This window comes from Xaviernesmea rhizosphaerae (assembly GCF_001938945.1).
GTDB classification, from domain to species: domain Bacteria; phylum Pseudomonadota; class Alphaproteobacteria; order Rhizobiales; family Rhizobiaceae; genus Xaviernesmea; species Xaviernesmea rhizosphaerae.
Genome location: NZ_MKIO01000048.1, coordinates 49,706 through 73,457 on the forward strand (window position 1 = coordinate 49,706; position 23,752 = coordinate 73,457).

Genomic DNA, 23,752 nt, shown 5'->3' on the forward strand with positions numbered 1-23,752 from the left:
CATCCGCCTGCAAAAGGGCATGGCTGCCTTGCGGCCAGGGATGGCCGCCAGGCCCGGAGCAAACCCGGATGCGACAGGCTCATCACCATATAGGCGGGGCTTCGGGTCTGTCATGAGGCGGACGCTGCGATTTGCGCGCGCGCAAAGCCGCCCTTTTCATGAAAAGCTGCGCCGAGGCACGATTATCGTTTGGCAGCAAGCGCCGCTTGCCAGGCTGCGCCCCGGATCTTTTAGCGGCCGGGCGAATTTTTCCCCCGTGGACGGAACTTTGGATTCTATTTTCTATTTAATCGATGGATTTTTAGAAATCTTAAGCGACGTGATCAAGACCGCGCCCGACACCGGGCCGGGGGCACTTAAGGAGGTTCCCATGAACAGCGTCAAGCAGATGCTTCCGCTTCATCGATCTGTGATCGCATCCCCGGCGGGCCCAGGCCCGAGCCTTGCGGATGTGACGCGCACCGTTGCACTTCTCGGCTCGTTCGCCTTTGTGGCCGCCATGGTCTGCGGCCTGATCGGCTGACGGCCCTTCCAATTCCGTTCCCCTCTGTTGCCGCGCCCGGGCTGGTTCTAGGCGCGGCATTTTCTTGGGCCTGTTCCCGCACCGCGCGGGGGCTCTCCTTTTTTAGATTCCCTGTCAGATTCCGGGCAGGGAGAAGCGCGCCAAACGGTCCTCGAGCGTCTCGATCGCGCTGACGGGGGCATTGGCGAAGGCGAAGCGCAGATAGGCCTCCTGGACCGCGCCGAAGACATCGCCCGCGACCGTCAGCACGCCCCCGATGCGGCCGAGCTTTTCCGCCACGAAGCTGGAGGCGATATCGGGGTAGGGATGGCGGACATAGGCGAAATAGGCGCCGATCGACACGATCTCCCAATCCTCCAGCCCATCGAGCGTCTGGCGCATGGCGACGCTGCGCCGCGCGATCTCGCGCCGGTTTTCCTCCTGCCAGGGCTTGAGATCCGGCAGCACCGCCGCCAGCGCGATCTGTGCCGCGCGCGGCGCGCAGATCTGCAGATTGTCCATCACCTTCTCGATCTGGGCCAGCGCATGCACGCCGGCCGTGATCGCGCCCAGCCGGTGGCCGGGGATGCAGCAGGATTTCGAGAAGCTGTAGAGGCCGATCAGATGGTTCTGCCAGCCGGGCTGGCGCAGCAGCAGGTGTGGTGCGCCATGGCCCTCCGGCAGGAAATCGCGATAGGTCTCGTCGAGAATCAGCCAGATGCGCTTGCGTCGGCAGAGGTGGAAGATCGCCAGCAGCAGATCCGGCGGATAGATCGCGCCGGTCGGATTGTTGGGCGAGACCAGCGCCAGCGCGCGCACGCCGGGCCGGATCGCCTGTTCCAGCGCTTCGAGATCCGGCAGGAAGCCATAGGCGGCATCGCTCGGCACCAGATCCACCTGCAGGCCGAGCATGGCCAGCGTCGACTGATGGTTGAAGTAATAGGGATTGGTCATCAGCATCGTTTCGCCGGGCGCAAGCAGCGCTAGCGCGCAGGCGACGAAGGCCTGGTTGCAGCCGGCGGTGATCTGAATGTTCTGAGCGCCGATATCGGCCCCATAGATGGCGCAGATCTCAGCCGCGTAAACGCTGCGCAAGGCCAGTTCGCCGGCAATCGGCCCGTAGCCGGCTGCCTTGGGCGAGGCCGCGGCCTGGCCGAGCGCGGTGAGAAGGGCTGCCGGCGGGGCAAAGCCGGGCGCGGCCTGGCTCATATCCAGAAGCGGCCCCTGCGCCCCGTCATAGGCGCGCGCCCAGGCGCCGATCTGCGGGATCGGCGGGGCAGGGAGATCGGCAACGAGTGGATTGAACTTCAGCATGGGGCAGCGGACTTTCGGACAGCGAAACAGGCGGGCCCGCCAAGGGCGGGGCCGGGCGCAACAGAGCGGCACGACCCCGGCAGAAAAATGGCGGGGCAGAGCATGGCGGGGACGTTATCGCAGCCGCGAGAAAATCCTATGGCCGATCACGCCGATTCAGCAGAAATTTGCGGCCGCGCTCCGCTTTAACCCAGGGCGCATGGCCTGAGGTCCGGAGCACGGCCTGGGCGCTGAACCAGTTCCGCCGGCGTGGCGTAGACGGAAGGCGCGGGCGACCAGGCTCGCGCCCGCTTTCCCGCAGGAGAAGAGCATGACCCTCCACCTTTATCGCCCGCTCCAGCGCCTCGCGCGGGCAGCCCGCCTGTCCATTGGCCTGTCGATGGGCCTGTTCGTGGGCCTTTGCATCGGCCTCACCGCGTCGGCGGCTCATGCTGATGACCGCAGGATGGCCTATGACCGCACGATGATGGAAACCTTCTTTGCCGGGCGCACGCAGGCGAGCGGCACGTTCCACGCCATTAACGGGCTCACCCGCAAGCTGACGATCACGCTGCAGGGCCGGGTAATGCGCGATGGCCTGATCCTGCGCGAGGACATTGCCTATGACGATGGCGAGCGCCAGACGAAGACCTGGCATTTCCGCCGCACCGGGCCCGACACCTATCGCGGCACGCGAGAGGATGTGAAAGGCTATGCGACGGTGAGGGTCACCGGGCGTGTGGCCCGTTTCAGCTACGATGTCGACCTTGATCCCGGCCAGAAGGAGGCGATCTACCGCTTCTACGACCGGCTGGAAATGGCACCGGACGGCCGCTCGCTGGTCAACACCGCCACGGTGTTCAAGGCGCTGTTCCCCGTGGCACGGGTGAAGATCGATTTCACCAAGGGGGCAGGGCGTTAGAACATAGGTCACGCTCGGATTTTCGCTCCGGTGCTCAAGGCGTATGGCGATTTCTCAAATTCGCCTACGACGCTAAACACGCTCCAGCGGCTGGTGCGGTCCGTTGGGAAGGATCACGTCGACCCGGTCGCCCTTATGCACCGTGCCGCCCTTGAGCACCACTGCCATGATGCCGGCCTTTCGGACCGGCTGGCCTGTTGCGTCCAGAGGCAGCACCGCCTTGAGCAAGCCGCTGCGAAAGGCTTCGATCTGGGCGCAGGGATTGCGCAGCCCGGTCACGCGCAGCGCCACCTCAGGCCCGATGCGCAGAACGGTGTCGCGCGGCAGATCGAGAAGCGCGATCCCCTCGGTCAGCACGTTCTCGCCAAGACCGCCAGGCTGGATGGAGAAGCCCTGCGCGGCCAGTTCGTCCAGAAGCTCGCAATGGATCAGGTGAACCTGCCGCAGATTGGGCTGGCTTGGATCCACCGCCACGCGCGAACGATGCTTGACCGTGACGCCGGCATGCGCATCGCCACGAATGCCGAAATTCTCGATGATCTCAACCCTCTCGACTGGCACCTTGGAAAAGCCGTGAGCGGGATTGACGGCAAGCGAGACGACTGAGGGCATGGTTTGGTCCGGGCATGGCGAGGTGGTAAGCGGGGAGGAGCGCGGATCATTCCACAGTCCGCGCTCGCGCGCAAATGGTGGTCGCGCGTGGCTCTAAAGCCCAATCAGATCGGCGCGTCCCAGGCATTGGCGCGAAGACCGGGAAGCGGTTTTCGGAAAAAATCCGACACGAAAACAGAAAGCGGAGCATCAAGCTGCCGATCATGTGCAGCCGGATGCTCCGCGCCTCCCGCTTCATCAGTCTCCGCTCGCCAAAGGCGGCCGGGGACAATCAGGGAGCATTACGGCGACGCCAGACCGTGGGAGCTTTCCTCGACTTAAAGGACAAAGAAGTCGTCCGCATTTACCGTGCCATGGCCCGCGATCTTGGCGAAGAGCACCGCGCCGCCCTTGCCGGATCCATCGGCATCGTAGAACAGGTCGCCCGTCTTGGTGTTGTAGACGATACGGTCACTCGCATCCTTGGCCGCGCCCTTGCTGTTGGCGGCGAAGGCAGCGTCGGACAGCACGCCCTTGCTGAGCGTCTTGAAGATGGTCTTGTCCAGCACGATCCAGTCGAGACCGCTCTTGAAGTCGGTGATGGTATCCACGTTCTTCTTCGCATCCAGCTTGGTCACGAAGGCAAAATAGTCCGTGCCGCCGCCGCCGGTGAGCACATCCTGGCCCAGGTCGCCACTGAGCCAGTCATCGCCGCCCTTGCCGTCGAGCTTGTCGTTCGCCAGGCCGCCAAAGAGATCATCGTCGCCCTGGGTGCCGACGAGCACATAGCCACCCTTCTTGTCAGCCATGGCCAGCTTTGCAGTGGCGGTGGCCGTGCCACCCTCCCCATCGTACAGTGTATAGGTGAAGGATGCCGGGCCGACATAGCCCTTCTTAGGCGTGAAATAGACGTCGCCGCCCTTGAGCTCCACCTTGCCATTCTTGGCGTTGCCGACCGCGACAATGCTCAGGCTCTGTTGGGTCTCGGGGTCGCCGTCCTCGTCATTGTAAAGGAGCGTCGCTGCGGCAATCTTGTAGGTCTTCCACCCAGGAGCGATCTTCAGACCGACATCATCGCGCGCGACAGGCGCGCCATTGACTGCACCAACGTTCAGCGACACTTCGACCGCGTTAGAGCCCCTTGCGCCATCGAAGGCATAATAGGTGAAGCTGTCGCTGCCGTTATAATTGGCGACAGGCGTGTAGATGAAGCTGCCATCCTCATAGAGCATCAGCGTGCCATGCTCCGGACCGGTGAGAAGCTGTGCAACCAGCGGATCGCCATCGACATCGCCGTCCCCGGCCAGAACGCCCTTGGCGGCATCGACAGTTAGCGCAACATTCTCGACCGCCGCATAGGGACCATCGTCATCGGCGACGGGGGCGTCGTTGCCAGCATCAACATTCAGCGACACCGTGATCGGGGCAGAGACGAGCGTGCCATCGAATGCCTGATAGACAAAACTGTCGCGGCCATTGTAGTTAGCAACAGGCGTATAGACGAAGCTGCCATCCGCGTTCAGCATCAACGTGCCATGGTCCGGGCCGGTGACAAGCTGGGCCACCAGCGGATCACCATCGACATCGCTGTCCCCGGCCAGAACGCCGTTCGCGGCATTGACGACGAGCGTGACATCCTCGACGCCCGCATAGGGGCCGTCGGTATCTGCAATGGGCGCGTTAAGAAAGGTTTGAGTACCGAACTGGATGATTTCGATCGATGAAAGGTAATCGGTCTCGCCTGTGGCGAGATTCGTGACAACCTGCTCACCTCCGGCTTCACCGCTGATCATATAATATGACTCGAGGCCAGCAAAGATCGCACGATCCTGGCCGTCGCCGCCATCGAGCACATTGCTCCCCCTTCCTCCGATCAGGATATCGTTGCCTTCACCCGCATGGATCTCATCATTCCCGGCATCGCCATCGAGTCGATTGTCCTGCTCGTTTCCGTAAATTTTATCGGAGCCCACCCCACCCACGGCATTTTCAATGACGACGCCGTTGGCGATCGTGTATCCGCCGCTCACGCCGCTGATCCATGAGACATGACCCCCGGCATAAGGTCCGACAAGATCGGCATCGCGCAGGTCGATGACGGAATTCTTCGTTGATCCGGCATTTCCGATCGTATCTTCGCCGCCGGCATCCCAGATGCACACCCAACCCGTTCCCGCGGCGTTGTACTGCGGTAGCTGATAGACGTCGGCATTGGTTCGTGTCGACGTGTTGACGCCGTAGATTTTCTGCAAGGCAGCGATATCAAGCGCCATCAATCCTGAGGCATAGCCGTAATCCAGCTCAATTCCGAGCTCCTCCACCGTCCAGCCGGGATTGTAGGACATATTCGTCCAGATCTGCTGGTTCATAGCGTAGTCGCCATAATCCCGAAAGGCGTTGCCATATTCGACACCCGGAAAGGTCTGCGCACCGTCGTGAGGATGGGACAGGCCCACGGCGTGGGAAAGTTCATGGACGATCGTCGAAAAGCCCATCCCACCGACCGTCAGGTTCCACCAGGAAGCATTCTCGGTATTATACCGTCCTTCAGAACCATATGCCCAGGGATAGTAATGATCGGCGAGGGTCGTCACATTGGACGTGTCGTTCCAGGTCGAGCTCGTTGCCTCATACTCCGTCAACATCGCAGGCCCATCTGAAACCGCAACAAAGTCGAGACCGCAGACGCTCTCAAATTGGGAAAAGGCGGTCTCGAACGCTTTGATCTCGTTGGCAGACCAAGATTGGCCCTCGGTTTGACCGAACGTGTAAGTGACCGGCCCAACCCAGCAGCTGCCTTGGATAAGAGAGTCGAGATAAGGGCTTCCGTAGCCGCTCCCCGGGATCGTCGCCGTGGTAAACATATGCCCCTCGTCCTTCTGCCCCTGTTTCACGCCATGTGTCATCGATCATCAGGCGGAGGCAGCACCGGCCTTCCGCGCAAACGCTTAAGCATCGGAGTGAAAGTCATCCTCAGTCCGATGAGCTAAAACTTTTTTGCATCGGATTTTCCCGAAAGCTGATGCAACTTCCCGGTTCTATGCTTACGGGAACGCCATTCGGCAGGCTTCGAAGGAATAACCCTCCACCATGCTCCATCGGCCGCATCCTGTCGTTGAACGTCCCTTTCATGCTCATCGAGCGCATAATACGTCGCCATAGAAGGACAAAAGCAGTGCGCGCTTCAAAGCACAACCTATTCGTGCCTTAACCGCAAGACGATCCTCACACCGCGCGCCCGCAAGCGGCCTTCATAAAAATTCGCTGATAAAATCAGTAATTGTATTTCATGCCACAATCAATCGCAAAACATTGAGTTGGACGCATTGATGGCGCCAGCAATGCGACGATATTGCTTTTCCCAAAGCTCCAGAGCGTCGGACCGAAAAGCGTGAACCGGCTTTTGGAAAAATCTGCTGTAAAAACAGCAATCTAGAGCATCGGACCGAGTACTGTTTTCAGTCCGACACTCCAAACCAACATTGCGCGCATCGACATGAAAAAGCCCGGCGCTTGCGCACCGGGCTCCTCGTCATCGCCAATGAGGCAATGATTACATCTGCTGGAAGTAGCTGTACTTGCCGTCGGGGCCCTTCTTCCACTCGTACATGACGTAGCCGGGAAGCTTGGGGTCGCCCTTTTCGTCGAAGGACATCTCGCCGAGAACCGTCTTGAACGGGCCCTTGGCCTTCATCGCGGCAGCCACCTTTTCGGCGTCGAGCGACCCTGAGGCCTTGGCGGCTTCGGCGATCGACTGCAGGGCGGCGTAGGAGTAGAGCGTGTAGGCTTCGGGGTTGAAGCCTGCGGCCTTGAACTTCTCGACCAGCTCCTTGTTTTCCGGGCGCAGCGTCGGGTCGGGGCCGAAGGTGTTCAGCGTGCCTGCGACGGCGTCGCCGGCGATCGAGGCCAGTTCGTTGGAGACGATGCCGTCACCGGAAACGAGCGTGGCCTTCAGGCCCTGCTCGGCCGACTGGCGGATGATCAGGCCGGCTTCCGTGTGCAGGCCGCCCCAGTAGATGATGGAGACGCCGGCCTGCTTCATCTTGGCGATCAGCGCCGAGAAGTCCTTGTCGCCAGTGTTGACGCCTTCATACATCACTTCCTTGACGCCGGCGGCGTTCATCGCCTTCTTGGTCTCGTCTGCGAGGCCCTGGCCGTAAGGCGTCTTGTCGTGGATGACGGCGATCTTGGCGTCCTTGAACTTGTCCGCCAGATACTTGCCGGCGACGCCGCCCTGCTGGTCGTCACGGCCGCAGGTGCGGAAGGTGTTCCACAGGCCGCGCTCGGTGAACTTGGGGTTGGTGGCGGCCGGCGTGATTTCCAAGATGCCGCTTTCGGCATAGACTTCGGAAGCCGGGATCGAAACGCCCGAATTGAAGTGGCCGATCACGAACTTGACGCCATCTGCGGCAAACTTGTTGGCGACCGAAATGCCCTGCTTCGGGTCGGAGACGTCGTCGCCGAGCACGATCTTGATCTTCTCGCCATTGATGCCGCCGGCGGCGTTAATGTCAGCGGCGGCCTGTTCCGCGCCCTTCTGGAGCTGCGCGCCGAAGGCCGCATTCGGGCCGGTCAGCGGGCCGGCAACGCCGATGGTGACGTCCGCCCAGGCAGTGCCGCTGAAGGCCACGATGGCGCTGAAGGCCACGGCCGACAAAAGTGACTTTTTCATCCTGTAACTCCCAAGTGTTCGAGCGGGTCTTTTGGCAATCCGGCATTGTCCCCACTATGACGCTGCCGGAAACTTTTAAAGATCGGCAGATCCCGCAGGGTCTGCCGTCCGTTCCCTTGTTATTTTGCCTTCCACGAGAAGGGTGACACCTTCTCGTAGAGCCAGTAGTAGCTCGTGGTCATCTGCTGGGTTCGATAAAACCGGAAGCCGGCCGTAGAAAACAGCAAAAGAACGATCGTGTCCACGATGTAGTAGTGCAGGCTGAACATGGTTCCGCCAAACAATGCGTGATGAACGAAGCGGATCGCCAGGCCGAGCAGCGCGGTATATATCAGCACCAGGCCATAGCCCTTCCAGCTGTCGGCCACGCTCTTGCCGGTGCGCCAGGCCGTCCAGCCGCCGATGATGCATGTGATCATCATGAACTGCGCGAAAGAGGCTTCTTCGTAGAGAATGCCCTGCATGAAAACCGTCTCCTTGAAAGAGCGGGCCCGGCGTCAGTGACGCCCGCCCTCCAGATAGGCCGCGCGCACTTCCGGGTTGGCCAGAAGCTCGCGCCCGCCGCCCGACATCGTCACCTGGCCGTTGACCATGACATAGGCCCGGTGCGACAGCTTCAGCGCGGCAAAGGCGTTCTGCTCCACCAGGAAGACGGTCAGCCCTTCGGTTTCGTTCAGCTTGCGGATCGCCTCGAAAATGCCCTTGACGATCAGGGGCGCGAGACCCAGCGACGGCTCGTCCAGCAGAAGCAACTTCGGACGCGCCATCAGCGCGCGGGCGATCGACAGCATCTGCTGCTCCCCGCCCGAAAGCGTGCCGCCGCGCTGGCTCTGGCGCTCCTTGAGGCGCGGGAAGAGCGCAAACATCTTCTCCACATCCTCGTTGAAATACTTCAGATTGTCGAGGCTCGCGCCCATCTGCAGATTTTCATAGACCGTCATGCGCGGGAAGATGCGCCGCCCCTCGGGCGACTGGGCGATGCGCAGCCGGGCGATCTCATGCGTCGGCATGCGGGTGATGTCACGGCCCTCGAACAAAATCTGCCCGGTGCGCGCCTGCGGGCTGCCGCAGATCGTCATCATCAGCGTCGACTTGCCGGCGCCATTGGCGCCGATCAGGCAGACGATCTCGCCCTTCTGCACCTCGACATCGACACCGGCGAGCGCGCGGATATTGCCGTAATAGGTCTCGACGGCCTTGACCTGGAGAAGCGCGGTCATTTCTGGCCTCCTTCTTCCACTTCGTGCGCGACCTCTTCCACTTCGGCGATCACCTCTTCGATCTCATCATCCTCGACGCCCAGATAGGCCGCGATGACCTTCGGATCGTTCTTTACGAAATCCGGCGTGCCGTCCGAGATCTTCTGACCATATTCGAGCACGACCACATGGTCCGAGATTTCCATGACGACGGACATGTCGTGCTCGATCAGGAGGATCGAGGTGCCGGTCTCGCCACGAATTCCCTGCAGCAGCGTGTTGAGCGCCAGGGATTCGCGCGGGTTGAGGCCGGCGGCCGGCTCGTCCAGGCAGAGCAGCTCCGGCCCCGTGCACATGGCGCGGGCGATTTCCAGGCGGCGCTGCGCCCCGTAGGGCAGATCGCCCGCCGGATCGTCGGCCCGCTCGATCAGCGCGGCCTTCTCCAGCCAGTGCTTGGCCAGTTCGATCGATTCCTTCGACGCCTTGCGATAGGCGGGAAAGCCGAGCAGGCCGAGGATCGTATAGCCAGACGCGCGCATCAGCGTGTTGTGCTGGGCCACCAGAAGGTTCTCCAGAACGGTCAGGCCCGTGAAGAGCCGGATGTTCTGGAAGGTGCGGGCCACCTTGGCGCGTTTGTTGATCTCGAAATCGGCCAACCGTTCCAGCAGGAAGTCTTTCCCCGCCTTCTGCCGCAGCGTCATCATGCCCATGGTCGGCTTGTAGAAGCCGGTGATGCAGTTGAAGACGGTGGTCTTGCCGGCGCCGTTCGGGCCGATCAGCGCGGTGATCTCGCCGCGCCGGCACTCGAAGGACAGGTCGTTGATGGCCATCAGGCCCCCGAAGCGCATCGACAGATGCTCGACCTTCAGGATCGGGTCGGCAGAGCTTGCCGCCGGTTTCATCACAGGTGCGACAGCCATCAGCCGTGCCCTTCCTTGGTAAAGCTTGACGAGACGCTCTTGCGGGCATGGAGGAAGGCGCTGGGTTCACGCGAGCCGACGAAGCCGCGCGGTTTGAGCACCATGACCACGATCATGGCCAGGCCGAAGAGCAGCATGCGATAGAGCTCGGGCGTGAAATCCGGCCCGAAGATCGCCTTGAGGAAGGTCAGTTCGCGCAGCATTTCCGTACCGCCGACCATGACCACCGCGGCCACCGCGATGCCGACCAGCGAGCCCATGCCGCCGAGCACGACGATCGCCAGGATCACCGCCGATTCCAGGAAGACGAAGGATTCGGGCGAGACGAAGCCCTGGCGGGCAGCGAAGAACGAGCCGGCGAAGCCGCCGAACATGGCGCCCGTGGCAAAGGCGGTCAGCTTGGTCGTCACCGTGTTGATGCCGAGCGAGCGGCAGGCGATCTCATCCTCGCGCAGCGCCTCCCAGGCCCGGCCGACCGGCATGCGCCGCAGGCGGATGGTGACGAAGGCCGTCAGGAGCGCCAGGGCCAGAATGACGTAGAACAGGAAGATCTTGTAATAGGCCGCCGACATGGGCAGGCCGAAGACCTTGGCGAAATTGTTCGGCGCGCCGACATCGAAGGAATAGATTCCGAAGATCGAGGCCTTGGCGATGCCCGAAATGCCGAAGGTGCCCTGGGTCACTTCGGTCCAGTTGATCAGGACCAGGCGGATGATTTCCCCGAAGGCCAGCGTGACGATCGCCAGATAGTCGCCGCGCAGGCGCAGCACCGGGAAACCGAGGATCATGCCCCAGAGTGCGGCCAGAATGCCGGCCATCGGCAGCAGCACCCAGAAGGACAGGCCGAGATGGGTGGACAAAAGCGCGTAGGAATAGGCGCCGACCGCGTAGAAGGCGACATAGCCCAGATCGAGCAGGCCGGCCAGGCCGACGACGATATTGAGACCCCAGGCGAGCATGACATAGATCAGGATCTGGATCCCGAAATTGTCCACCCACTTCAGCGAGCCCTGCGTGCCGAACAGCGCCACCATCAAGGGCGGATAGAGCACCAGCGCGATGATGGCGATGGTGGAGAAATTGCGCTTGACGTAGCTCGGCTGCAGCTCGAGATCGGCCGCCGCGGACTTGGCGTCGCGCCGGCGTTTCATGGCGGGCTGGATATAGAGCACGCCGAGGAAGCGGGCGACCATGGCCAAGCCGACGAAGATGGCGAGCAGACCCGGCCGCGGGACCAGGATCAGCTCGTTGGAGATGTTCTGGTCGGTTTTCAGGCCGACATAGAGGACGAAGAGGCCGAAGGCGATGATGCCGGCCAGAACGGCCTCGCGCAGGGCCCGCGCCATCGTTGAAGCTTCGGCGCGCCCGGGAGTGGCGGAAACAGGTGCCATCGTCTTATACCTTCTCGACCTCGGGCCGCCCCAGAATGCCTGACGGCTTGAAGATCAGCACGATCGCCAGGATGGAGAATGTGGCCACATCCTTGTAATCGATGGTGAAATAAGCCGACCAGAGCGACTCGATCAGGCCGATCAGCAAACCGCCCAGCACCGCGCCCGGAAGGGAGCCGATGCCGCCGAGAACCGCCGCCGTGAAGGCCTTGACGCCCGGGATGAAGCCGTCGGTAAAGACCACGACGCCGTAATACATCAGGTACATGGTGCCGGCGACGGCCGCCAGCGCGGCGCCCATGATGAAGGTGACCGAGATCGTGCGATCGACGTCGATGCCGAGCAGCGCCGCCATCTTGCGGTCCTGCTCCGTGGCGCGCTGGGCGCGGCCGAGGGGCGTGCGGTGCACGATGTACCAGAAGACCGACAGGAGCACGGCGGTGATGACGATGATCAGGATCTGCTTCAGCGAGATCGTGATGCCGGCAATGTTATAGACCGAGGAGACCATCGGCGGGATCGGCTTGTTGCGCGGGCCCTGGGTCACCTGGATGAAGTTCGACAGGGCGATGGACATGCCGATTGCGGTGATCAGCGGCGCCAGGCGGAAGGAACCGCGCAGCGGCCGGTATGCCACGCGCTCGATGGTCCAGTTCCACAGGGAGGCCATGATCATGGCCACGATCATCATCACCAGAAGCGCGATCACCACAGGCACGCCGGCAAACAGGCTGGTCAGCGCCAGGAACACGATGAGGGCAGCAAAACCGCCCAGCATGAAGATGTCGCCATGGGCGAAGTTGATCATTCCGATGATGCCGTAGACCATCGTATAGCCGATGGCGATCATTCCATAGATCGAGCCGAGAGTCAGCCCGTTGACGAGCTGCTGGACGAAATACTCCATCAATTTTTCCCCGATGGCCGGCGTGACGGAGGGCCGGCCAATTGTTCTTATTGTCTCCCGCTTGTGCGGTTAGGGGATTCCATACCGCTTTCGATCGAAAAGGAAAGCACAAAAAATGGTCGCGCACATTTTCGTCGCGATCGCTCAAAAATTTCGCATTTGCCTGCGGGGAAAAGCCAAAACCGCGGCAGGATCTTTCGCCAATGCTGCCTTTTGCCGCAGGATCGACGGAGGCGATCAAAGCCGGACGACAATACCAGTGATGCACTTTATTAGATCCTGCGCACAAGCGTGCGCGCAAGAGCTGTGCTGGCCATCTCAGCCAGACAGGCCAACGGAGAGGTCGAATTCGCGTCCCATGCGCTTCAGCGCGTCGAGGAGGGAGGTGGCGTAGGAGCGCGGCGCCAGGATCTCGAAGAGGTTGTCGCCCGTGCGCGACAGGTGCATGCGGATCGCATGGCAGAGCACAAAACCGCCATCGCCGAGGCCGAACACATCCGGATGAAGATCGAGTCCGACGCCCTTGGCGAGAATCCGCCGGCAATGCGGCCCGGAGAGCCTGAGGCAGACCTCCCCGTCGCCCGCATCGAGCACGAAGGCGAGCGAGCCGAGCCGCTCCGCCAGCCGGGCGGGCAGAGCGGCCTGGGGGTCGTCATCCAGCACGATCCATTCCTGCGGGCCGGCGGCGCGCACGCCTGCCATGCCACCGAGAATGGCGGCGACGGCGACGCTTTCGCCCGCTGCCGCAATCACCCGGGCGATCGAGGGCCGCGCGAGGATCTCCAGATGATCGACGGCGCGCACGTCCGAGGTCAGGATCGCCGAGAGGGGATGCTGCCAGTCGAAGGCCACGGGAAGGGAAGAGAGGTCGCTCATGCCGGCTCCTTCGGCTCGATCTTGCGGTTGTCAGGGTCGACGAAGACGGGCGAGACGACCTCGGCCAGAAACTCCTCCTTGTGCAGCCTGTCCCAGACCAGCACGCGTTCGCCCAGCCGTTCGCGCCCCGATTTCAAGAGCGCCAGCGCGATCGGATGGCCAAGCGTCGGCGAATAGCAGGCCGAGGTGACATGGCCCTGATCGTTGAGCGTCGAGGGCTTGGCGCCTTCGCGCAGGAGATGGGCGCCTGCGCGGATCATGCGCTGGCGATCGACCGGGACGAGGCCGACCAGCTGGCCGCGATCGGCGGCGGTCAGGCCATAGCGCTCCGACAGCCGCTTGCCGATGAAGTCCGGCTTCTGCCGCGCGAGCATGTGCCCGAGGCCGACATCGTCAGGGGTGGTGCGCCCGTCGAGCTCGGCATGGGTGACATGGCCCTTCTCGATGCGCAGCACGTTCAAGGCCTCGAGCCCATAGGGGCAGATGCCATGGGCGCGGCCGGCCGCCATGATCGCCTCGGCCACCGCGCGGCCATGACCGGCGGGCACGGCCAGCTCATAGGCAAGCTCGCCGGAAAAGGAGATGCGGAAGAGCCGCCCGCGCAAGCCCCCGCGCAGCGTCACCGCCTGCGCCGCCAGCGGCGGAACGGCCTCGGCGGACAGATCGTCCTCCACCACCGCCTGCAGCACCTGGCGCGCCTTGGGCCCCGCCAGCGACATCTGCGCCCATTGCTCGCTGACGCTGGCGAAACGCACCTGCAGCGCGGGCCAGAGCACCTGGGCGGCGTGCTCGAGATGGCTCATGACCTTCGCGGCCATGGCCGTCGTTGTGGTGATGAGATAGTGCTGATGGCCGAGCCGGCTGACCGTGCCGTCATCGAACACCATTCCGTCCTCGCGCAGCATCAGCCCGTAGCGGGCCTTGCCCACGGGCAGCCGGAGCATCGGATTGCAATAGAGGCGGTTGAGGAACTCGGCCGCATCCGGGCCGAACAGCTCGATCTTGCCGAGCGTGGACACATCGCACAGGCCGACGGCCGCGCGCACCGTGCGCACCTCGCGATCAACGCTGGCGCGCCAGTCCTTCTCGCCCGGGCGGGGAAAATAGGCGGGCCGGTGCCACAGCCCGGCCTCGACGAACATTGCGCCTTGCGCCTTGGCCCAGCCATCGAGCGGAGAGAGACGGTGCGGCACGGCCTCCTCGTCGCGCGCCGTGCCGGCCAGCGCACCGAAGGAGACGGGCGTGTAGAACGGGCGGTAGGTGGTAATGCCCACCTCAGCCGGCGACAGGCCCTTCATCGCCGCCAGCAGGCCGGAGGCGTTGACGCCCGAGAGCTTGCCCTGATCGGTGGCCATGGCATTGGTGGTGTAGCGCTTGGCATGCTCGGCATGGCCGAAGCCCTCGCGCAGCGCCAGGGCAAGATCGCCGGCATGGACGTCGTTCTGGAAATCGACGAAGGCCTTGGACCGGGCGCCGGGCATCAGCCAGACGGGCGATGCGGCAGCGCCCGAGGCGGCCTCTTCTGCGTCGATCTCGGGCAGGGGGACGGTCGGCGCGCTGCGGCCGAGATCGGCCACCACTGCCGTGGCCTTGCGCACGCCGTCACCGAGCGCTTCGGCAAGCGTGGAAAGGCCGGCGGCAGCGCCTGCGGCCTGGAAGTCCGGGCCGACATCCGGCGGCAGGAAGGCCTGATGGACATCCGACCAGACGGGCTTGGCACCGTGCTGGCAGGCAAGATGCACGCGCGGGTTCCAGCCGCCGGCCATCGCCACAGCATCGCAGTCCAGCCGCTCCTCGAAGCCGGCGCGAACCGTGACCAGACCCTCCACCGACAGGCGGCCGAGCGTGTCCACCACATGCGCGCCCGTGAGCGTTCTTGCCCCTTCGGGCATCGGCGAGGCCTGCGCCGACGCGGTTCGTGCGTCGATCAGCGCCACGACCTCCACGCCGCGCCGCGCCAGCGCGGCGGCTGTCTGCCGGCCGGAATCGGAGGCGGTGACCACGGCCACACGCTTGCCCACCGCCACGCCATAGCGCGCGGCATAGGTCAGCGCCGCGCCCGCCATCATCACGCCCGGCCGGTCATTGCCGCCGAAAACGAGCGGCCGCTCCTCTGCGCCTGTCGCCATCAGCGCCCGCTTGGCAACGATGCGCCAGATGCGCTCCACCGGCTGCTTGTCGGACGGGATCGGCAGATGTTTCTGCACCCGCTCGACCGCGCCGAAGACATTGTCGTCATACCAGCCGAACACGGTGCTGCGCGGCAGAAGCGTGACATTGGGCAGGGCCGCCAGTTCCTCGACAAGGATCGCGGCGAAATCATGGGCGGGGCGGCCGTCGATCAGCCGCGTTTCCGACAGCAGCCAGCCGCCGAGACGGAAATCCTCGTCCGCCAGGATCACGCGCAGACCCGCGCGCCCGGCCGTCAGCGCTGCCATCAGGCCGGCCGGGCCGGCCCCGATCACCAGCAGGTCACAGAAGGCCCAGGCCTTCTCATAGGCATCGGGATCGCGCTTCAGCGTGGCGCGTCCCAGGCCCGCGGCACGGCGGATCAGTGGCTCGTAAAGCTTCTCCCAGAAGGCGGAGGGCCACATGAAGGTCTTGTAGTAGAAGCCGGCGGAGAGCAGCGCTGAGAGCCGGTCGTTCAGCGCGCCGAAATCGGTAGCGAGCGATGGCCAGCGGTTCTGGCTGACGGCCGTGAGCGTCTCGTGCAGTTCGACCATGGTCGCGCGCAGATTGGGCTCGCGGCGGGTGCCGCCGCCCACCGTCACCAGCGCGTTGGGCTCGGCGGAGCCGGCGGTCATCACGCCGCGCGGCCGATGATATTTGAAGCTGCGCCCCATCAGCGACACCCCGTCGGCAAGCAGCGCCGAAGCCAGCGTGTCGCCGGCAAAGCCGGAATGGCGGCGCCCGTCAAAGGTGAAGGAAAGAGGCTTGCCGCGATCGATGAGACCGCCGGTGAGCAGACGATGCGCGCTCATGCCGCCCCTCCCTGCGCAACTTCCGCCGCATCGGCCACTGACAGAACGTCATGGGTCAGCGTGTTGCGCTCGACCACGAGAAAGCGGCGGCAGCCGCCGACATGCTGCCAATGCTCGACATGCACCCCGCGCGGATTGGCGCGCAGATAGACATACGCATGCCAGGCCTCGTCGCTCGCCTCCGGCGCGGGACGCAGCAGCGTCGCATCGCCGCGCACGGCAAACTCCTCTTTCGGCCTCGGGCCGCAATGCGGACAGGAAATCAGACTTGCCATGGATCAGCGTTCCCGATCGGTCGGACTGGAAGGGCGGAAGAGAGTGGCATGCGGGTGGCGGCGGGTCTCAATGCAGGTTGGGCTGAGGCCCGGCGCCGGCCTCGTCGATGAGGTGGCCGCGCTCGAAGCGATCGAGCCGGAAGAAGCGGGCGGCGGGATGCGGCTCGCCCTTGGCGATCAGATGGGCAAAGCAGAAGCCGGAGGCCGGCGTCGCCTTGAAGCCGCCATAGCACCAGCCGGCATTGAGGTAGAGATTGTCGATCGACGTGCGGCTGATGATGGGCGAGCCGTCCATCGACATGTCCATCACGCCGCCCCAGGCGCGCAGAACCTTGACGCGCGACAGGCCGGGGATCATCGCCACGCCTTCCTCCATCACATGCTCGGCGGTGGCAAGGTTGCCGCGCTGGGCGTAGGAGCCGAAACCGTCGATCTCGCCCCCGAAGACCAGCCCGCCCTTGTCGGACTGCGAGATGTAGAAATGCCCCGCGCCATAGATGATCACATGGTCGATGCAGGGCTTCAGGCCTTCGGTGACGAAGGCCTGAAGGACATGGCTTTCGATCGGCAGCGCCAGATCGGCCATGCGGGCGACCTCGGAGGAATGTCCGGCAGCGGCGAGCCCCAGCCTGCCGCAGCCGATGAAGCCGCGCGTGGTCTCCACGCCCACCACACGGCCCGCTTCGCGGCGGATGCCGGTCACCGCGCAATTCTGAATCAGATCGACGCCCAGCCGGTCGGCGCCGCGGGCATAGCCCCAGGCCACCGCATCATGGCGGGCCGTGCCGCCGCGCTTCTGCAGGAGACCGCCGAGGATCGGAAAGCGGGCGTGATCGAAATTGAGGAACGGCATCATCCGGCGCACGCCCTCGCGGTCGACCAGCTCGGCCTCCACGCCCTCCATCCACATGCCATTGCCGCGCCGGATCAGCGCGTCGCGCTCGCTGTCGCTGTGATAGAGGATCATAACGCCGCGCTGGGAGAGCATGACGTTATAGTTCAGCTCCCGTTCCAGCCCTTCCCAGAGCTTCATCGAGAATTCGTAGAAGGGCTCGTTGCCGGGCAGGAGATAGTTGGAGCGTACGATGGTGGTGTTGCGCCCGACATTGCCGGAACCGAGATAGCCCTTCTCCAGAACGGCGATATTGGTGACGCCGAACGCCTTGGCCAGATAATAGGCCGTGGCCAGCCCATGCCCCCCGCCGCCGACGATCACCACGTCGTAATGCGGCTTGGGCTCCGGCTCGCGCCAGACCGGGCTCCAGCCCAGATTGCGGCCCAGCGCGTTCTTCAGGAGAGACAGGGCGGAATAGCGCATAGCGGCGGTGGTTCCATCTGTTTCGGAGAAAGGATGTTTCGGCACAGGCGTTTGCAGGCGGGCCCCTCGAGACGCAGGAGCCCGGACGCGATACGGACGGGAGGCAGGCGGCCGAGCCTTCCGCAACGCCGCCCTTCCTGGGGGCCGATCGCGGCGAAAAGCCGGCAGCCGCGGCGCCTTTTTCGCTGGCGCCCGCTTGTTGCGGCAAAGCACCAGCGCCCCCCGCGCCACTGTCAGCCCTTGCATAGGATGAAGACGGTGCCGAGCGCAACCGTGCCAAAATGGCACAGCCGTCTTTCTCGCGCTTCCTCGTGGCGGACGTGGGAGGCACCTTGCGCAAACCTCCCCGCGCCATCGCCTGCGGCGACAATCGCCCCGGGCGCTGAAGCCCTGTTTTTCCCGGGGAGATCCGACAGAATGAGCGAGCGCAGCAGCAATCTCGACATGCCCTTCATCCTGCCGCAGCAGGCGCAGAAACACGTGACCCACAATGCCGCGCTCCAGCTTCTGGACGCGGTAACCCAGCTGGTGGTGACCGACAGCGTCACCGCCCCGCCGGCCAATCCGGCCGAGGGGCTGGTGGTCTGGGTCCTGCCGGCGGCCACGGGCCTCTTTGCCGGCCGTTCGGGGCGGCTCGCCACATTCCAGGATGGCGGCTGGTCCTATCTCCTGCCCAGGACAGGCTGGCGCGGCTGGTTTCTGGCAACGAGACGGCTTCTGGTCTTTACCGGCCAGGGCTGGGAGGATGCCGATGCGCTGGCCGCCGCGCCGATGCTGGGCGTGCATGCGCCGGCCGACAGCACCAACCGCCTGGCCGTCGCCGCTGCGGCCAGCCTGTTCTCGCATGATGGACAGGGGCATCAGATGAAGATTAACAAGGCGAGCGCAGGCGACACGGCCTCGCTCCTGTTCCAGAGCGGCTGGTCGGGCCGGGCGGAGCTGGGGCTTGCGGGACAGGATGCCTTTTCGCTGAAAGTCAGCGCCGATGGCGCAAGCTGGCAGACGGCACTGGAAACCGACGCGGCCGGCCGCGTGCGCCTGCCGCAGCGCCCGCTGGTGCGCGCCTCTCTCGGCGGCGGGGCGAAGACGATGGCGGATGGGACGCGCAGCGGCTTTGCCACGCTGGCCGTCAACCAGGGCGGCTTCGGCCTCGGTACGACGGTGGGCGGCAATGGCGCCGCGCTGCTGGTGCCGGCCTCGGGGGTCTACCTGGTGATGCTGACGCTGGACGCCGCGCCGTCCGGCAGCTTCTCGATCACGGCCGAGGCCAATGCGCAGCTGGCATTGGCGAGCTTTCGCAACACCAGCCCGCCCGCCCAGGTCAATGCCACGGCCTTCGGGCTTGCTTCGCTTGCGGCAGGCGACGAACTCAGCCTGCGCCATGGCGGCACAGCGACGGTCGATTTCTCGCCCGGCCGGACGGAGCTGATGGCGATGAGGGTCTAGGGCATCGGACCGAAAAGCGGGAACCGGTTTTCGGAACAATCCGATGCAAAAACAAAATTCCAGAGCATCGGGCTGCGTATGATCTTCAGTTCGCTGTTCTAACGGCTCGCGGCGACGGCTGACAGGAGCGTCGCCATCATATCCTCGTTGAACGGCTTGGTGATTCGCGGCAGATGCCTGAGCGCCGGCGGAAAGACGGCGCTCTCGCCATAGCCCGTGACGAAGCCGAAGGGCGTGCCGCGCGCAGAGAGCTCGTCGGCAAAGGCGAAGCTGGTCTCCGCGCCGAGATTGACGTCGAGCAGCGCGAAATCAAAGGGATGTTCGGAAACGAGCTGGCGCGCCTGCTGGGCGTTGGTAGCGATTTCCACGTGATCCACGCCCAGAGACCGCAGAATGTCCTCGGCTTCCATGGCAATGATGAAATTGTCCTCAAGCACGAGAATGCGCTTGACCGTAGCCGTGTCTGAAGACGCCACCAATGTGCTTTCCTGTATCGAATCCATGCGATGCCCCCGAGAGAGGCATATATGGTCGTCTTACGACAACTGCGAGAGGCGGTGCATTTAAATAAGACACACCCCTTCGAGCGAACAGTCAATAAGATCGGGTTAAAGCACGATCCACAGGATCGGCGAAAACCCGCGATTGACAGCTGCTGAAGGCCGGCGGCCGGCCCCGCCAGGCAAATTCGACCCTGCCAGGCAATTTTTTAGCTTCGCCAGGCATTTGTGAAGAGCAGCGCATCCATCAGAAACCCGCTTCCCCACGTTCCGGCCGTCCGCGTCAGATGAACCGCCTTTTGCTTTCCGGCATGCCCTCCCATCCCGCGGCTTTGAGAAGCCCTTCCTCGTCGAGGATCTCGCAGCCGCGCTCGCCCCAGCGCAACAGGCCGCGCTCGGCCAGCTTCTTCAGCGTCTTGTTGGTGTGGACGATCGACAGGCCGAGCGTGTCGGCCACATGCTGCTGGGTCAGCGGCACCACGGTCGGATCGTCGCGGAACAGGCCCGACGCCCGGCCCCTCTGCGTCAGGAAGGCGAGAAGATAGGCGGCGCGCTCCATTGCGGTTCTTCGGCCGATGCTCAGCAGATGTTCGTCGAGGATGCGCTCCTCCTGCGCCGCGATCCAGGTGATGTCGAAGGCGAGGTCCGGCTGGTCGCGATAGAGATGGCCCAGCCGCTCGCGCTCGAACACACAGAGTGTCAGGGAGGAGAGCGCCTCCACCGAATGCTGCATCTCCGCCATCAGCGTCGCCTGCAGGCCGACGAGATCGCCGGGCATGGCATAGTTGAGAATCTGCCGGCGGCCATCGTCCAGCATCTTGTAGCGGAAGGCCCAGCCGGAAAGCACGGTGAAGAGATGCGCGCTCTGTGCGCCTTCCGACAGCACGGTCGTGCCGGCATTCAGCGTCAGCTCGCCGGTCTTGAAGCTGGAGACGAAGTCCAGCTCCTCCAGCGTGAAATCGCGAAAGGTCGGCATCTTGCGCAGGGGACAGGCTTCGCAGGGCGTCTGTTTGCTGGAGGAGATTTTCGGAAACGCCATGGAGGTCTCTGGGGGCGGCTGGGCGAAGCGCCGGGAAGGTGAAGGGAACGGTCTTTCGACGATCTCGGCCCCCGCGCCGCTCGAACCCGCTGGCAAAGCGGCGCTCGATCGACAGGGGAAGCCGGCGACGACTCGGGCGACCGGAATTTAAGTTGTTGCAGTCTTACCAATATTGTGCGGGAGGGCATTAAAATTTCACAAGCGGTTTGCTCCTTCCTTTCCGTGCCCTATCGTTGTCGCGCAGGCAGGCGCGCATTCGGGGTCGTCGCCGCCGGGCCTATGAGGAGGAGGAACGGATGATCAACACCATTCTCGCGGCGGGACGCACCGCCGTCGTCACCGGCGCGGCCTCGGGCATCGGCCTTGCCGCCGCCGGCCGCTTTGCCGCCGCCGGCATGAATGTGGTTCTGGCCGATCTGGAAGGCAGGCGGCTGGACGATGCCGCCGCCACGGTCGCCGCGCAGGCGCCGTCAGGGACAAGCGCCGTGATGGCCGTGCCCACCGACGTCTCAGACATCGCCTCCATCACCGCGCTGGCGGAAGAGGTCGAAGCGCGCTTCGGCGCGGTCCATCTGCTGATGAACAATGCCGGCATCGGCCCCGGCAGCTCGATCTTCGGGCCGATCGACGCCTGGGAACGGGTGCTCGCCACCAATCTCGGCGGGGTGATCACCGGTACGCGCGCCTTTGGCGAGGCGATGATCGCTCATGGCGATCCGGCCATGATCATCAACACCGGCTCCAAGCAGGGCATCACCACGCCGCCGGGCGATCCGGCCTATAATGTCGCCAAAGCGGGGGTGAAGGTGTTCACCGAGGCGCTGGCGCATGAGCTGCGCAACCGCGAGGGCTGCGCCGTCACCGCGCATCTGCTGATCCCCGGCTTCGTCTTCACCGGCTTGACCGCCGGCAGCCGCACGGAAAAACCCGCCGCCGCCTGGACGCCCGAGCAGACGGTGGATTTCATGATCGACAGCCTGGAGCGCGGCGACTTCTACATTCTCTGCCCCGACAATGACGTGCCGCGCGAACTGGACGAGAAGCGCATTCTCTGGGCTGCCGGCGACATTGTGGAAAACCGGCCGGCCCTTTCGCGCTGGCATCCCGACCATGGCGCCGCCTTTGCCGCCTATCTCAAGCGCGACCGGCCGGTCGTGGCCTGATCGATGACCATCCCGTCGAACGGCCTTCACCACGTCACGCTGATCACCCGCAGGATCCAGGCGAATGTGGATTTCTACGTCGGCTTTCTCGGCCTGCGCCTGGTCAAGCGCACGGCCGGCTTCGAGGATGCGGCGCAGCTCCATCTCTTCTATGGTGACCGCACCGGCCGCCCGGGCTCGCTGATCACCTTCCTGGCCTGGGAGGATGGCGGGCAAGGCCGCCTCGGCCGGGGCGCGCCGAGCGAGATCGCGCTGGCGATTGCCCCTGAGGCGATCGGCGCCTGGATGACGCGCGCCCTGCGCTTCCAGATCCCGTTCACCGGGCCGGAGAGTGAATTCGGCGAGCCGGTTCTGCGGCTGAAGGACCCCGACGGCGTCATCGTCAAGCTCACCGGCACGCAGGCGCTGTCCGACCGCAACGCCCCCTGGTCACAGCCCATCGACGAGGAAGATCCGGTCGGCGCCTTGCCGCCGGTGGCAGACGCCGATGCGGTACAGGGCCTCCGGGCGGCAACGATACTGACCGAACGGCCCGAGGAGACCGCCGCCTTCTTCAACCGCCATTTCGGCCTTGTGGAGCTCGCCCGCGAGGGCTCCGTGCGCCGCCTCGCTTTTCCCCGGGGCGATGCGATCGACATTCGCGATGCCGCAGGCTTCTGGGAAGCGGCGCCGGGCACCGGCACCATCGATCACATCGCGCTTCGTGCCGCCGACAACCGCGCGGTCGCGGCGCTGCGTCTCGCGCTGGCGGCCGAGGAGGCCGGGCCGACACCGGTGCATGACCGGCGCTATTTCACCTCGCTCTATGTGCGCGAACCCGGCGAAAGCCTCGTGGAATTCGCAACGGACGCGCCGGGCATGACCGTGGACGAGCCGGAGGCGACGCTCGGAACACGCCTGTTCGTACCGGGGCATGAAGACCGGATACCGCCGCTGGAGACGACGGTCGTGCTGCCGCAATTCGCGCTGCCCGGCGAACCGCGCCGCATCGCGCGCGACCTGCCCTTTATCCACCGCCTGCAGGCGCCCGAAGAGGAGGACGGCACCACGCTGTTTCTGCTGCATGGCAGCGGCGCCAACGAGCTGAGCCTTCTGCCGCTCGGGCGAAAGGCCGCGCCGGGCGCGCTCTTGATCGCGCTGCGTGGCCGGGCCCTGGAGGAGGGCAGCCCGCGCTTCTATCGCCGGATCACGCCCTTCCGCTTCGACCAGGCGGATGTGCGCGCCGAAGCGGACGCCTTCGCCGCCTTCATCACCGACAGCGTCGCCGCCTATGGCGTCGATCTCGATCACGCGGCCTTCCTCGGCTATTCCAACGGCGCCAACATGATCGCCGCGACCCTGTTCCTGCATCCGGGCCTGATCCGCCGCGCGGTGCTTCTGCGCGCCATGAACCCGCTGGAGGAGCCGCCCGCAGCCGATCTCGCGGGAACCTCCGTACTGATGCTGTCGGGCTCGGACGACGCTTATGCCGCCCATGCGCCGGCGCTGGAGGAGGCTCTGCGCGCCTCGGGTGCCGAGGTCGAGGCACGGCGCATTGCCGCCGGGCATCTGCTGACCGAGGAGGATACGAGACAGGCTGGGCTCTGGCTGGCGGGGAAGTCTCCGCGCCTTGGATCGGAAAGTGAGAGCCGGTCTTCGGAAGACGTCGGTGCAAAAACAATAGGCTAGCGCATGTCGCGCAAAGGTGCGCAGCGGTTTTTGGACAACGACCGGCGATGAAAACGACTTAAGGCTTGGGACAGTGAATCGCCAAGATT

At 64.3% G+C, this 23,752-nt stretch carries 20 protein-coding genes; 5 read left to right on the forward strand and 15 right to left on the reverse strand.

Annotation, left to right across the window (positions count from 1 at the left end; all coding sequences use genetic code 11):
* Window positions 1-112 precede the first annotated feature (112 nt).
* Window positions 113-523, forward strand: a complete 411-nt coding sequence (locus BJF92_RS25425; RefSeq protein ID WP_143524192.1) for a hypothetical protein — start codon at window positions 113-115, stop codon at window positions 521-523.
* A gap of 114 nt (window positions 524-637) precedes the next feature.
* Here the strand turns inward: BJF92_RS25425 and BJF92_RS24170 are convergent, their stop codons facing one another.
* Window positions 638-1,816 (reverse strand): aminotransferase, encoded by a 1,179-nt coding sequence (locus BJF92_RS24170; RefSeq protein ID WP_075637323.1) that lies wholly within the window; start codon window positions 1,814-1,816, stop codon window positions 638-640.
* A gap of 310 nt (window positions 1,817-2,126) precedes the next feature.
* Here BJF92_RS24170 and BJF92_RS24175 point away from each other — a divergent pair, with 310 nt between their 5' ends.
* Window positions 2,127-2,717 (forward strand): DUF3833 family protein, encoded by a 591-nt coding sequence (locus BJF92_RS24175; RefSeq protein WP_245294886.1) that lies wholly within the window; start codon window positions 2,127-2,129, stop codon window positions 2,715-2,717.
* A 72-nt stretch (window positions 2,718-2,789) separates the two neighbouring features.
* On the opposite strand, the gene BJF92_RS24180 is transcribed toward BJF92_RS24175, so the two are convergent.
* The 12 genes from BJF92_RS24180 to BJF92_RS24235 all read right to left on the reverse strand — a co-directional run bounded on the left by BJF92_RS24180 (window position 2,790) and on the right by BJF92_RS24235 (window position 17,847).
* The gene (locus tag BJF92_RS24180; protein ID WP_075637324.1) at window positions 2,790-3,329 is read right to left on the reverse strand and encodes an MOSC domain-containing protein; all 540 of its coding nucleotides are present in this window, start codon (window positions 3,327-3,329) and stop codon (window positions 2,790-2,792) included.
* Between the two features lie 317 nt (window positions 3,330-3,646).
* Complete coding sequence (locus BJF92_RS26290; RefSeq protein ID WP_075637325.1) at window positions 3,647-6,172, reverse strand: cadherin-like domain-containing protein; 2,526 nt, start codon at window positions 6,170-6,172, stop codon at window positions 3,647-3,649.
* A gap of 689 nt (window positions 6,173-6,861) precedes the next feature.
* On the reverse strand, window positions 6,862-7,980 hold the full coding sequence (locus BJF92_RS24190) for a branched-chain amino acid ABC transporter substrate-binding protein (RefSeq protein WP_075637326.1): 1,119 nt from the start codon (window positions 7,978-7,980) through the stop codon (window positions 6,862-6,864).
* 119 nt (window positions 7,981-8,099) lie between these two features.
* Window positions 8,100-8,444: a DUF6867 family protein gene (locus BJF92_RS24195; protein ID WP_075637327.1), complete on the reverse strand. Its 345-nt coding sequence runs from the start codon at window positions 8,442-8,444 to the stop codon at window positions 8,100-8,102.
* A 33-nt stretch (window positions 8,445-8,477) separates the two neighbouring features.
* Window positions 8,478-9,200 carry an ABC transporter ATP-binding protein gene (locus BJF92_RS24200; RefSeq protein WP_075637328.1) on the reverse strand — a complete coding sequence of 241 codons (723 nt, stop codon included), beginning with the start codon at window positions 9,198-9,200 and terminating at the stop codon, window positions 8,478-8,480.
* Window positions 9,197-10,099, reverse strand: coding sequence for an ABC transporter ATP-binding protein (locus BJF92_RS24205; protein WP_075637329.1), 903 nt, complete (start codon window positions 10,097-10,099; stop codon window positions 9,197-9,199). Before BJF92_RS24205 ends, BJF92_RS24200 begins: the two co-directional genes overlap by 4 nt.
* Window positions 10,099-11,490: a high-affinity branched-chain amino acid ABC transporter permease LivM gene (livM, locus tag BJF92_RS24210; RefSeq protein WP_075637330.1), complete on the reverse strand. Its 1,392-nt coding sequence runs from the start codon at window positions 11,488-11,490 to the stop codon at window positions 10,099-10,101. Before livM ends, BJF92_RS24205 begins: the two co-directional genes overlap by 1 nt.
* A gap of 4 nt (window positions 11,491-11,494) precedes the next feature.
* The gene (locus BJF92_RS24215; RefSeq protein WP_075637331.1) at window positions 11,495-12,397 is read right to left on the reverse strand and encodes a branched-chain amino acid ABC transporter permease; all 903 of its coding nucleotides are present in this window, start codon (window positions 12,395-12,397) and stop codon (window positions 11,495-11,497) included.
* A 318-nt stretch (window positions 12,398-12,715) separates the two neighbouring features.
* Window positions 12,716-13,273 (reverse strand): sarcosine oxidase subunit gamma family protein, encoded by a 558-nt coding sequence (locus BJF92_RS24220; protein WP_075637332.1) that lies wholly within the window; start codon window positions 13,271-13,273, stop codon window positions 12,716-12,718.
* Window positions 13,270-16,254, reverse strand: a complete 2,985-nt coding sequence (locus BJF92_RS24225) for a sarcosine oxidase subunit alpha family protein (RefSeq protein WP_075637333.1) — start codon at window positions 16,252-16,254, stop codon at window positions 13,270-13,272. The genes BJF92_RS24220 and BJF92_RS24225 overlap by 4 nt, the downstream gene beginning before the upstream one ends.
* Window positions 16,251-16,529: a sarcosine oxidase subunit delta gene (locus BJF92_RS24230; protein WP_075637334.1), complete on the reverse strand. Its 279-nt coding sequence runs from the start codon at window positions 16,527-16,529 to the stop codon at window positions 16,251-16,253. The genes BJF92_RS24225 and BJF92_RS24230 overlap by 4 nt, the downstream gene beginning before the upstream one ends.
* A 67-nt stretch (window positions 16,530-16,596) precedes the next feature.
* On the reverse strand, window positions 16,597-17,847 hold the full coding sequence (locus tag BJF92_RS24235; protein ID WP_075637335.1) for a sarcosine oxidase subunit beta family protein: 1,251 nt from the start codon (window positions 17,845-17,847) through the stop codon (window positions 16,597-16,599).
* A 417-nt stretch (window positions 17,848-18,264) separates the two neighbouring features.
* On the opposite strand from BJF92_RS24235, the gene BJF92_RS24240 reads away from it, so the two are divergent.
* Entirely contained in the window at window positions 18,265-19,293 is a 1,029-nt protein-coding gene (locus BJF92_RS24240) for a DUF2793 domain-containing protein (RefSeq protein ID WP_075637336.1), read from the forward strand.
* 98 nt (window positions 19,294-19,391) lie between these two features.
* Here BJF92_RS24240 and BJF92_RS24245 read toward each other — a convergent pair whose 3' ends face one another.
* A complete protein-coding gene (locus tag BJF92_RS24245) occupies window positions 19,392-19,769 on the reverse strand; it encodes a response regulator (protein ID WP_280938398.1) in 378 nt (125 codons plus the stop codon).
* Window positions 19,770-20,076: 307 nt separating this feature from the next.
* Window positions 20,077-20,832 carry a Crp/Fnr family transcriptional regulator gene (locus tag BJF92_RS24250; protein WP_075637338.1) on the reverse strand — a complete coding sequence of 252 codons (756 nt, stop codon included), beginning with the start codon at window positions 20,830-20,832 and terminating at the stop codon, window positions 20,077-20,079.
* A gap of 296 nt (window positions 20,833-21,128) precedes the next feature.
* On the opposite strand from BJF92_RS24250, the gene BJF92_RS24255 reads away from it, so the two are divergent.
* Both BJF92_RS24255 and BJF92_RS24260 read left to right on the forward strand, forming a co-directional pair.
* The gene (locus tag BJF92_RS24255; protein WP_075637339.1) at window positions 21,129-21,995 is read left to right on the forward strand and encodes an SDR family NAD(P)-dependent oxidoreductase; all 867 of its coding nucleotides are present in this window, start codon (window positions 21,129-21,131) and stop codon (window positions 21,993-21,995) included.
* Between the two features lie 3 nt (window positions 21,996-21,998).
* Window positions 21,999-23,663, forward strand: a complete 1,665-nt coding sequence (locus tag BJF92_RS24260) for a VOC family protein (protein ID WP_075637340.1) — start codon at window positions 21,999-22,001, stop codon at window positions 23,661-23,663.
* Window positions 23,664-23,752: the final 89 nt, after the last annotated feature.